17 protein-coding genes are annotated in these 9,049 nt (G+C 63.8%); 16 read left to right on the top strand and 1 reads right to left on the bottom strand.

Features of this window, described 5'->3' with window-relative positions; genetic code table 11:
- The first annotated feature begins 106 nt into the window (after positions 1-106).
- Positions 107-502 carry an ectoine synthase gene (locus L1073_RS07850; protein WP_246898202.1) on the top strand — a complete coding sequence of 132 codons (396 nt, stop codon included), beginning with the start codon at positions 107-109 and terminating at the stop codon, positions 500-502.
- A 178-nt stretch (positions 503-680) separates the two neighbouring features.
- Here L1073_RS07850 and L1073_RS07845 read toward each other — a convergent pair whose 3' ends face one another.
- Positions 681-1,019: a hypothetical protein gene (locus tag L1073_RS07845; RefSeq protein WP_246898201.1), complete on the bottom strand. Its 339-nt coding sequence runs from the start codon at positions 1,017-1,019 to the stop codon at positions 681-683.
- A gap of 198 nt (positions 1,020-1,217) precedes the next feature.
- Between L1073_RS07845 and L1073_RS07840 the strand changes: the two genes are divergently transcribed.
- The 15 genes from L1073_RS07840 (at position 1,218) to L1073_RS07770 (ending at position 9,044) form a co-directional block, all read left to right on the top strand.
- Entirely contained in the window at positions 1,218-1,526 is a 309-nt protein-coding gene (locus L1073_RS07840; RefSeq protein WP_246898199.1) for a hypothetical protein, read from the top strand.
- Positions 1,523-1,705: a hypothetical protein gene (locus L1073_RS07835; RefSeq protein ID WP_246898197.1), complete on the top strand. Its 183-nt coding sequence runs from the start codon at positions 1,523-1,525 to the stop codon at positions 1,703-1,705. Before L1073_RS07840 ends, L1073_RS07835 begins: the two co-directional genes overlap by 4 nt.
- Positions 1,702-3,552 (top strand): replication endonuclease, encoded by a 1,851-nt coding sequence (locus L1073_RS07830; protein WP_246898195.1) that lies wholly within the window; start codon positions 1,702-1,704, stop codon positions 3,550-3,552. The genes L1073_RS07835 and L1073_RS07830 overlap by 4 nt, the downstream gene beginning before the upstream one ends.
- Positions 3,549-3,728 carry a hypothetical protein gene (locus L1073_RS07825; RefSeq protein ID WP_246898194.1) on the top strand — a complete coding sequence of 60 codons (180 nt, stop codon included), beginning with the start codon at positions 3,549-3,551 and terminating at the stop codon, positions 3,726-3,728. The genes L1073_RS07830 and L1073_RS07825 overlap by 4 nt, the downstream gene beginning before the upstream one ends.
- The gene (locus L1073_RS07820) at positions 3,721-4,101 is read left to right on the top strand and encodes a hypothetical protein (RefSeq protein WP_246898193.1); all 381 of its coding nucleotides are present in this window, start codon (positions 3,721-3,723) and stop codon (positions 4,099-4,101) included. The genes L1073_RS07825 and L1073_RS07820 overlap by 8 nt, the downstream gene beginning before the upstream one ends.
- A 19-nt stretch (positions 4,102-4,120) precedes the next feature.
- Positions 4,121-4,594 carry a hypothetical protein gene (locus L1073_RS07815; protein ID WP_246898191.1) on the top strand — a complete coding sequence of 158 codons (474 nt, stop codon included), beginning with the start codon at positions 4,121-4,123 and terminating at the stop codon, positions 4,592-4,594.
- Positions 4,584-5,240, top strand: a complete 657-nt coding sequence (locus L1073_RS07810; RefSeq protein WP_246898190.1) for a hypothetical protein — start codon at positions 4,584-4,586, stop codon at positions 5,238-5,240. The genes L1073_RS07815 and L1073_RS07810 overlap by 11 nt, the downstream gene beginning before the upstream one ends.
- Positions 5,241-5,334: 94 nt before the next feature.
- Positions 5,335-5,487 (top strand): hypothetical protein, encoded by a 153-nt coding sequence (locus tag L1073_RS07805; RefSeq protein ID WP_246898188.1) that lies wholly within the window; start codon positions 5,335-5,337, stop codon positions 5,485-5,487.
- 24 nt (positions 5,488-5,511) lie between these two features.
- On the top strand, positions 5,512-6,318 hold the full coding sequence (locus tag L1073_RS07800) for a major capsid protein P2 (RefSeq protein WP_246898187.1): 807 nt from the start codon (positions 5,512-5,514) through the stop codon (positions 6,316-6,318).
- A 9-nt stretch (positions 6,319-6,327) separates the two neighbouring features.
- Complete coding sequence (locus L1073_RS07795; RefSeq protein WP_246898185.1) at positions 6,328-6,708, top strand: hypothetical protein; 381 nt, start codon at positions 6,328-6,330, stop codon at positions 6,706-6,708.
- A 12-nt stretch (positions 6,709-6,720) separates the two neighbouring features.
- Entirely contained in the window at positions 6,721-6,933 is a 213-nt protein-coding gene (locus tag L1073_RS07790; protein ID WP_246898183.1) for a hypothetical protein, read from the top strand.
- Entirely contained in the window at positions 6,930-7,268 is a 339-nt protein-coding gene (locus L1073_RS07785) for a hypothetical protein (RefSeq protein WP_246898182.1), read from the top strand. Before L1073_RS07790 ends, L1073_RS07785 begins: the two co-directional genes overlap by 4 nt.
- Positions 7,255-7,839: a hypothetical protein gene (locus tag L1073_RS07780; RefSeq protein ID WP_246898181.1), complete on the top strand. Its 585-nt coding sequence runs from the start codon at positions 7,255-7,257 to the stop codon at positions 7,837-7,839. Before L1073_RS07785 ends, L1073_RS07780 begins: the two co-directional genes overlap by 14 nt.
- Before the next feature lie 3 nt (positions 7,840-7,842).
- Entirely contained in the window at positions 7,843-8,361 is a 519-nt protein-coding gene (locus tag L1073_RS07775; protein WP_246898179.1) for a hypothetical protein, read from the top strand.
- Complete coding sequence (locus L1073_RS07770) at positions 8,361-9,044, top strand: hypothetical protein (RefSeq protein ID WP_246898177.1); 684 nt, start codon at positions 8,361-8,363, stop codon at positions 9,042-9,044. The genes L1073_RS07775 and L1073_RS07770 overlap by 1 nt, the downstream gene beginning before the upstream one ends.
- Positions 9,045-9,049 lie beyond the last annotated feature (5 nt).

Raw genomic sequence — 9,049 nt, 5'->3', positions numbered from 1 at the left:
TCGTTAGTCCACTAAAGTTGTTATCGTCACATGCGTTACAGTGGACTGAGGATGCGGCCCGCGAGATTGCGGGCCCTTTATTGAGCACCATGGAGGATTGCGCTACATGATCGTTCGTAACCTGGAAGAGTGTCGCAAGACCGAGCGCTTCGTCGAAGCCGACAACGGCAACTGGGATAGCACGCGCTTGGTGCTGGCCGACGACAACGTCGGTTTCTCGTTCAACATTACCCGCATTCATCCGGGCACCGAGACTCACATTCACTACAAGCATCACTTTGAAGCCGTGTTTTGCTACGAAGGTGAAGGTGAAGTCGAGACGCTGGCCGATGGCAAGATTCATCCCATCAAAGCCGGCGATATGTATCTACTCGATCAACACGATGAGCACTTGCTGCGTGGCAAGGAAAAAGGCATGACCGTGGTATGCACATTCAATCCCGCCTTGACCGGGCGTGAAGTGCATCGTGAAGACGGATCCTACGCGCCGCTCGACGAATAAGCGCTAGCGTCTAGTTCGACCGCGAAAACGCTGCCGGATGAGGCAGCGTTTTCTTTTGTGCGTGAGTTGAGGTAAAACTGCCGAGGACGTCGACATTGATAGCATTAAGAGGCAGTGACAGGCGCTGTGGATCGTAGCCGTGTTGATTATGCCTCAGGTTCGCATAATATATAAGGAATCATATTAGCGGATGCTGCAAACCGGCACTTGCTAAATAACCCACGAAGCCCGCCACGGCGGGGAGTGCGGCCATCTCCAATCGCTTCCCGAGCGCCTTCCAAACCGAGAACGTCGGGTTCCCTTCCTCGCGCTCAATATGCAGGTCAACAATCACTTTTACCGGGTCCAATCCCAACGCCTCAGCGGCCCGAATTCCCACTTCATCCCCCATGGTTCCGCGTCCGTTTTTCCAGTGAGAGACCGTTTGGGGCTTGACGGCCAAAATCTGGGCTATCCGATAGTCCGAGGCCCCGTCATTGGCGGTTTTCAGGCGTTCGAGCAGTTCCATAGTGGTCATAGTCAATTCCCTGGGAATGTTGCGTTCCCATGCATCATAGACTGCTATTCAACAGGAGGGCGATGATACAGCGCCTGTTGATTAGTAAAGAGGGCTCAGACTATGGTTTCTCCGTTCCATCGCTGAACAGGGCCAACGGCCCGGCGCTGGGGTAGCTCCCCAGCGTTTCCCGTCAGCGATAAGCCGATGGAGAACGCTATGCAAAACGCACAGGGCCTAAATGTTGAAGCCGTTTCCAGTCCTGGGATTGATACTCCCCCTGCCTTTGATCGCCTACGCAGCGCACTTCACGACGCTGCCGGGCGTGACCGCATAACCAACAGCCGCACCCGCGACACCGTGGACCAACTGCGCGCCCGCGCCGATTTCTTCCGCGATGCGCTGCACGTCTACGCCGGTACCGGCCTGGGCTACTGGTACGCCGAGTTATCGACGCGACTGAGCCAGCTCGCCGACGAGATCGAAGCCGACGCCAGCGCAAACGGCATCATCGGGGGTGAGGCATGAAGACCATCGCCGATTACGAGATCGACGCCACCGTGGAACGTCTACGGGCCTCGGCGCGGGGGAGTCGGCGAACGGCAGCAGACGTATATTACGACGATGGCGGGGAGGCTGGGCGGCTCATCAGAATGGCCGAGCGGCTGGAATCGCTCGCCGACGAGATCGAGCGGGGCACCGCATGACCACCCACGCCGCCGCCATTGATCGCCAGGTGCTCGCCGACTCGCTGCGCCGCTGCGGCCCCTGGTACTGCACCACCGACGACGACGCCCTAACCAGCCACGCCAGCGCACAGGCACGCGCCGTGGCGACGGAAGCCGCGAGCCTGGGGGACGATGTGTACGCCTATCAGCGTGCCGCGCGGCGCGTCGAGCGGCATCAGCTAGACGCGCCCACCGGTTACGGCCACCGGGGCGGGCTCGCACGCATGGCGTGCCCGCTGTGGTGGCGTCGCCAGTTGCGCCGCCTCAATGCTCGCCGCCTCGAACAGCGCGAACGCGTGCTAGGGCGCGTGCATGACCGCGCCGGTATCTACGTCAGTCATCAGGGATTGAGCCAACGCCGCGCCCAGCAGCACCGCAACCGGGAATTGCTCGCCGGACTGGTCGCCACGAATCAGCACGCGCAGGAGTACACCCTGGCCGAGCTAGCCGAACTGGGGCTAGCGAATCCCGATCATCGCCGCGCCGAACTGATGTTGCGGCTCGCAGACACCGAGGACGAGGCTAATCGCCTGGGGCATGTGGGGATGTTCTACACCCTCACATGCCCGAGCCGGTTTCATGCCGTCATCAAGGGCACCGCGCGTGTCAATCGGCATTACGACGGCAGCACCCCCCGCGAGGCGCAAGCCTACCTAACCAAACTATGGAACAAGGCCCGCGCGAAATTCGGGCGCGACGGCCTGGGCTTCTACGGCATCCGCGTCGTCGAGCCGCATCACGACGGGTGCCCGCACTGGCACCTGTTGCTGTGGTGCGAGCCCGCCGACGAACCGGCCATCACCGCCATTCTTCGTCGCTACGCGCTGGCCGACTCGCCGCACGAAATAGACCGGCGTCCCGGCGACAGTGACGCCAAGGCGAAGGATCGCGAGCAAAAGCGCTTCAAGCCGGTGCGCATCGACCCGGCGCGGGGCAGCGCGGCGGGCTACGTCGCGAAATACATTTGCAAGAACATCAACGGCAAGCAGCACGTCCGGGGCGAGGTCGAGGGCGATCATCTCGACCATTACGGCCATGACCTGACCAGCAGTGCGCCGCGAATCGAGGCATGGGCCGCAACCTGGGGGATTCGTCAGTTTCAGTTCTACGGCCTGCCATCGGTGGGCGTGTGGCGCGAGCTGCGCCGCCTGACAACCGACGCCGACGTAGAGGCATGGGAGCAAGCGACGCGGCCCGAGCCCGAGGCGGCGGCGATCCTGGGCGAGCTACGCCGCGCGTGCCTGGGCAACCAATGGGCCGAGTTCCTGCGCCTAATGGGCGGTCCCATGACCAAACGTGACGATCAACCAGCGCGCCCGTGGCGCTTCGAGAAGCTGGACGATACCGGGCGCTATGGCGATCCGGTACCGGCGACCTACGGCGTGGCCGTCAGTAGTCAGGTCGGCACCGCCGAATACCTGACCCGGCTTTATCGCTGGACCGTCGAGCGCAAGCCGAGCGACGCCGGGTTTGATTTTGAGAAGTTGGGTGTCGGCGGCTCCGCCGCCGCTTGGACTGGTGTCAATAACTGTACGCCCCCCGACGCGGCACCGCATCGCGACCCGCTCAATGATTGGGAATGGCACGTAACTGAATCATTCCGCCGCATGAATCCGGCCCCCGATCCCGAAAACGTCCGCCGACTGCGTTTGCAGATCGCGCACGACGCCGAGCAATACCGCCACGAATCAGCCCAGCGCATCGCCGCCGCCCAGGCCGAGCGCCACCGTCTGCAATCAATACGAGAGGGCGAGGACATTGTCCGCCAATGGCTCGCCAACGGGAAAATCACACTAGATGAAGCCGCCGAGGTACTGACCGCATGACCAACCGGGAACTGGAATACAAACGCGCCCAGCTACGCGCGAAATGCGACGCCGTCGCGGGGCTATCGCCCATGCTCGCCGCCGCTCAATTCAAAGCGGCGGCGCTGATGATGGCCGAGATCGCCGACGAGCTGACGCGCCGCGAGCTGGCACGGGAGGCCGCACCCCATGAGTAATCCCACGCTAGGCACCGTGACGTGCCCGACATGCGGCACCGAGGGGGCCGAGGTGCGCCAATCCAAGCGCCGGGGCGGGCACCTGTACTGGCAATGCACAGATTGCGGCCTGAGCCAGCCGACCGGCGCGACCATTCAAAAGCGCCTATGGCGTGAGACGCAGTGGGCGACCGGGGTGCAGCCCATCCGCCCGGCCAACGTGCCCGACGACACCGAGCGACCGACGCCCGCCGAATTTGACCCCAACGAGCCCGAGCCCGAGACCGACACGCCGAGCGAGCCGCAACCGAGCGGGCGACCGAGCCCCGCGCGGGGCGTGGGCGTGTTGCTACTCGGCGCGCTGGGCGTGGGCGCCTTCCTCGCCACCCGATAAACCGACCGGAGACCGACCGATGACCATGCAAGCAACGCACGAACAAGACGACGCGGCTAACGCCCTGGAACAACTCGCCGCCGAGGCCGAAACCGACGAGGCCGCGCAGGCCCGCGCCGAGGATGCCGCCGAGCAGGCCCAGGCCGGGGAGTGGGAAGACGCCGAGGCCCAGGAGCAACAGGCCCAGGCCATCGCAAAAATGGCGGTGCAGGGCGTCGAGGTGGCCGCGAGCCTCATCCATCCCGGTCATAGCCTCGACCGCGAGAGCCGCACCCAGGGCGAAGACGTGATGATGCCCATCGCGCGGGACTTTTCCGGCGAGATCCCCGAATGGCTGCGCCCATACATGCACTACCTGAGCGCCGGGCTCTGGATCGGCGGCGTGATGGTCGGCGCGTACCGTCAGCGCCGCGCCGAGGATGCCGCCAAGGCCCAGGAACGCGAGGCCGAGGACGACGCGGGGCAGGCCCAGGGGGCCGCGCATGGCGTTTAATCCCGACACCTCGTTACCCAACCGGCACCGGCTGGTGTTGGGGGCGACCGGGGCCGGGAAAAGCCAGCTCATCCGCGCCGTCATCCCGGCGCGGGGCATCCGCCTGATCGGCTGGGACCCGGACGAAGACCACGACGGCCACCATTTCGATAACCGCGCCCAGTTTGCCCGCGCCGTGGCGCGGGGCGTGTCGTCGGGGCGACCGTTCCGGCTGCTATGGGCCGGGGCCATCGACCTCAAAACGTGGGAATGGTGGTGCGCCTTAGTGTTCACCGCGCTCGATGGCCGAACGCCGACCGAGATATTGATCGAGGAACTGGCCGACGTGTCGCCCAGCGCGGGCAAAGCGACGCCGAAATTCGGCGAGCTGATCCGCCGCGCGCGCAAATACAACGGCGGGCTAACCATGGCGAGCCAGCGCGGGACCGAAATTAGCAAAACGGTCTACACGCAAGCCGCCGAGTATTGGATCGGACGGCAGGAGGCCACCGACATTCCCCGCATGTCACGCCTCGCCGCCGTCAGCGAGCAGCGCCTGGCAGCCGTCGAGCCCCTGCACTACCTGTGCAAGCGCGGCCCTGACATCACCTGGCACCGCCTCACATTCGAGGGACAGCGCCGGATTTTGACCGAACTGAGCGAATGACGCTGGTCTTTTGAGCGAATGCTGTTGGATCTTGCCCCCGTTGCCACCCGGCACGGGGGCTTTTTTCGTCATCAACGAACAGCAGGAAACAGACATGGGCGATTACGTCGAGAAGTACACCGACAACCTGGATATGACGATTGTTGTATCGACTCTCACAAGCGCCGTGGTGATCGGCCTTGCGGTCTACGGCATGAAAAAAGCGGGGCTGAACACCGCCGCGAAGATCGTCAGCGGCGGCAAGTAACCCCACAGGATAGGAGAAAACACGATGCGTCAGATTGTCCGCATGCCCTCGCTTGCCAACGTCACCGCAGGCGGCACCGCCACGCTCAACATGCCGTTGGGCCGCACCTACGAAAAGCTGGTGCTACGCACTAGCGGCGTGACCCGTGAGCAGATGAAGGATATTCGTCTCTTGATCGACGGCAAGCCGGTGATCGAGTACGAAAGCGCCGCGCAGCTCGCCAGCATCAACAGCTACTACGGGCGTCACGACGAAGCCGGCTTCGTTACGATCTGGTTTGTGCGCCCGGAAATGAACGCCCTGGAACAACAGCGCGTCACCGGCCTCGGCACGGGCCTCAACGGCAAGGGCGTAGTGCAAACGCTCCAGCTCGAAATCGACATCCACGCCGATGCGACCAACCCCAGCATCGACGCCCGCGCGGTGCAGTCATCCCCCAAGCCCCTGGGTGTGATGAACAAGCTCAAGCGGTTTGTCTACTCAAGCGCCACATCCGGCACCTTCGAGATCGACAACATTCCCAAGGGACCGCGCATCGCCGCCGTGCATTTCTTCAAGGCCGACGACGATATTAGCCGCGTCGAGGTCGAGCAGAATTCACGCAAGATCGTGGAGGGCGACAAAGGCCTATTGCAGTACATGCAGAAGGAAGCCGGGCGCAAGCCGCAGGGCGGGTATCTGGCCGTCGATTGGCTGCAGGAAGGCGACCTGGGCCAGACCATCGACACCAGCCCGCGAAACATTCAGGACCAGCGTTTCCGCCTGACCCTGGACACGCCGGGCGCGGTCACAGTCCTGGTCGAGTACTTGGACGGCTACAACGGCATCTAAGGGGGTCGCATGGCGCTAACAGATTACACCAGCGGGAGCGGGGGCCTATTCGGCGACGTTCTCAGTTCCGAGACGGCCACCGACTACAGCAACGACGGCATCAACTACGGTGACGGCGGTTTTTTCGAGCAGGCCAAGGGCATTTTCGGCGGCGTCAACGACGTGCTAGGCGACGGCCTCAACACCTGGATCAACTTCGAGAAGGCCAAGGGCATCGCCGAGAGTACCGGCGATTCACAGGCTTATGAGCGCACCACGACGCAGACGCCCAGCGGCAACCGGCAGCAGCCCAACACCGCCGCCATGGCGGGGCTACCCGGCAACCTGAGCGGCGGGCAATTGCTGATCGCCGGGGGTGTGGTGTTGCTCGCGTTCTATCTCATCAAGTAAGGGGCTCGCGACATGGCAATGCCTCCAATGAGCTTCAGCGGGTCGGGTGGTAGCGCGGGGCCGTCGAGCGCCGGGAACTATGGCGACACGCAAGGGCTGGGCCTGAGCGTTGGCGACTTCTACGCCAGCGGCTCACGGGTGCGCAAGGATAACGGCATCGACTGGAAGATGGTCGCGATCATCGGCGTGGTCGGGCTCGTTGGCCTCAAGGTCTGGAAGAAATGACCGCCGAGGACATCGAAACCCTGTCCCCGGCGATGGGCGACGATGCCGATATTGTCATCGACGAGGTGAACGCGGGCCGCGCCACGCTGCTCGCGTACCCCGATGGATCCCGTATCGTCGTGCGCCTCGAAGAGTACGCCACGCAGGCACCCGAGCTGGTGATCGTGGCCGGGGCGGGCGAGGACGCTCCGGCCAAGGTGGCCGCGCTCTGTGACACCGCCGACCGTTGGGGCTGGTCCGTCCGGTTCCATACCAAGCGCCCGGCGCTGGGACGCATGTTGTCCCGCCTGGGATTCCACGAATCTGAACGGGTGTACCGATATGGGCGGCGGTAGCAGTAGCAGCAGCAGCGATAAAACCTATAACACCACGAACGTCAGCCAGCAGGCCGAGGGCGCGAACGTCTACGGCAAGGGCAACCGCGTCCTGGTCCAGCGCGCCGACGCGGTGACGCTCGACAACATCGCCAAGGCCCTGGAATCGGGCACCAAGGAAATCACCGGCAATGCCGCCGAGATGAGCGATGGCGCCTTCGACCTGGCCGACGAGATCGCTCAGACGAGCCGCGACATTAACCGCGACTCGCTCGAATTTGCCGAGGGCATCAACGTCGACTCGCTCGATATGGCCGATAGCGTCAATCGCGACTCGCTCGACTTTGCCGATGGCGTCAATAGCGACTCCCTGGGATTGGCAGGTGACGCCCTAACCGGCATGCAACAGCTCGCCCGCGAGGTCGCGCAGGCCGGGGAAAACGGCACCCAGCGCGCCATGGATTTTGTCAGCGACTATACCCAGCGCGAGCAGGTCGGCAATGCGGGCGACGCGACCAAAACCGTCATTTATGTTGCCGCCTTCGCATCCGTGGCGCTGGTCGGCATCGCCTGGGCATCGAAACGAGGATAAGACATGGCAACCGGTCAATTACGCGATTACGTCTTGAGCATCGAGCCCGGTAGCGAGGTGCCCGTCCAGATGAACGGGGATTACTTCCGGGTGCTAGACGCCGATGGGGCCACCGTGCGCGCCATCACCGACGCCGGGGACTCGCTCACCGTGCGCGAGGGCGAGGGCGCACGCATCCGGGCGTTTACCACCATCCGTTTTCGCAATGAGAGCGAGATTGCGCGCCGCGTGGTGGTGATCGTCGGCCTCGGGGAATTCGAGTCGGCCCGCATGAGCGGGGCCGTGGCCCCGGCACCCGCCGCCACGCTGCGCGCCGTGGGCGACATCGCCGGAGGCGAGACGATCCCCGACAACCCCGCACGCCGTCAGCTTGTTATGCGGGCCAGCGCCGACAACGGCGATAACCTGGCGATTGCGGGGCTGCCGATCCAGCCGGGCGATACCTTCGAACTCGACATCACCGGCGCGATCGACATCATCGGCGACAGTGGCGACGTGTTGCACGTCGCGGAGGTCATCTAATGGCACGGCTCATTCCCGCAGGTGGCGGCGGGCTCCCCGTGGGCGTGCCACTGCATCTACCACTCGCCCAGCTCCCGAAAAACACCGTCTTGCTCGATGGCTCGGACATGCCGGCCTGGGCCTCGACCCAGGTCAAAACCATGTATGGCGACACGCTGCCCGACTACCGGGGGCGCACCCCGGTGGGCACCGACGAGGGGGCCGGGCGTGTCGGCGACACCTGGGCGCAGACGCCCGGTCAGGGCGGTGGGGCCGATACCCACACGCTGGGCACCGACGAAATGCCCAGCCACGACCACGGTGCGAGCGCCAGCACCAACGGCCATCACGGGCACTCAGGCAGCACCAATACCAAGGGCTACCACGGGCACTCGGGGAACACCAGCACCACCGGCAATCACCGGCACTCTATGGGGAAAGTCCTAAATAATGTTGGCTACGAACATGATTTAGGGGGCGGGTCGACTGGCGACGTTGAAGAAAAGTCACAAAACACCTCATACGCCGGCAACCACTCGCACAGCCTGAATATCAACAGCAACGGCAACCACTCGCACAGCCTGAACATCAACGGCAACGGCAATCACTCGCACACCATCAGCATCGGCCAGCGCGGCGGCAACGCCGCACACAACAACATGCAACCCAGCATCGCCGGGCGCTGGGTGATGAAACTCAAATAGGGGGC

This window comes from Chromohalobacter nigrandesensis (assembly GCF_023061285.1).
Classification (GTDB): Bacteria; Pseudomonadota; Gammaproteobacteria; order Pseudomonadales; family Halomonadaceae; genus Chromohalobacter; species Chromohalobacter nigrandesensis.
This window is presented reverse-complemented; position numbering and strand designations above follow the sequence as displayed.

Bases quoted from the DNA above. Each gene is read 5' to 3' on its own strand.
- L1073_RS07850 (WP_246898202.1), top strand. From the start codon at position 107: ATGATCGTTCGTAACCTGGAAGAGTGTCGCAAGACCGAGCGCTTCGTC.
- L1073_RS07845 (WP_246898201.1), bottom strand. From the start codon at position 1,019: ATGACCACTATGGAACTGCTCGAACGCCTGAAAACCGCCAATGACGGG.
- L1073_RS07840 (WP_246898199.1), top strand. From the start codon at position 1,218: ATGCAAAACGCACAGGGCCTAAATGTTGAAGCCGTTTCCAGTCCTGGG.
- L1073_RS07835 (WP_246898197.1), top strand. From the start codon at position 1,523: ATGAAGACCATCGCCGATTACGAGATCGACGCCACCGTGGAACGTCTA.
- L1073_RS07830 (WP_246898195.1), top strand. From the start codon at position 1,702: ATGACCACCCACGCCGCCGCCATTGATCGCCAGGTGCTCGCCGACTCG.
- L1073_RS07825 (WP_246898194.1), top strand. From the start codon at position 3,549: ATGACCAACCGGGAACTGGAATACAAACGCGCCCAGCTACGCGCGAAA.
- L1073_RS07820 (WP_246898193.1), top strand. From the start codon at position 3,721: ATGAGTAATCCCACGCTAGGCACCGTGACGTGCCCGACATGCGGCACC.
- L1073_RS07815 (WP_246898191.1), top strand. From the start codon at position 4,121: ATGACCATGCAAGCAACGCACGAACAAGACGACGCGGCTAACGCCCTG.
- L1073_RS07810 (WP_246898190.1), top strand. From the start codon at position 4,584: ATGGCGTTTAATCCCGACACCTCGTTACCCAACCGGCACCGGCTGGTG.
- L1073_RS07805 (WP_246898188.1), top strand. From the start codon at position 5,335: ATGGGCGATTACGTCGAGAAGTACACCGACAACCTGGATATGACGATT.
- L1073_RS07800 (WP_246898187.1), top strand. From the start codon at position 5,512: ATGCGTCAGATTGTCCGCATGCCCTCGCTTGCCAACGTCACCGCAGGC.
- L1073_RS07795 (WP_246898185.1), top strand. From the start codon at position 6,328: ATGGCGCTAACAGATTACACCAGCGGGAGCGGGGGCCTATTCGGCGAC.
- L1073_RS07790 (WP_246898183.1), top strand. From the start codon at position 6,721: ATGGCAATGCCTCCAATGAGCTTCAGCGGGTCGGGTGGTAGCGCGGGG.
- L1073_RS07785 (WP_246898182.1), top strand. From the start codon at position 6,930: ATGACCGCCGAGGACATCGAAACCCTGTCCCCGGCGATGGGCGACGAT.
- L1073_RS07780 (WP_246898181.1), top strand. From the start codon at position 7,255: ATGGGCGGCGGTAGCAGTAGCAGCAGCAGCGATAAAACCTATAACACC.
- L1073_RS07775 (WP_246898179.1), top strand. From the start codon at position 7,843: ATGGCAACCGGTCAATTACGCGATTACGTCTTGAGCATCGAGCCCGGT.
- L1073_RS07770 (WP_246898177.1), top strand. From the start codon at position 8,361: ATGGCACGGCTCATTCCCGCAGGTGGCGGCGGGCTCCCCGTGGGCGTG.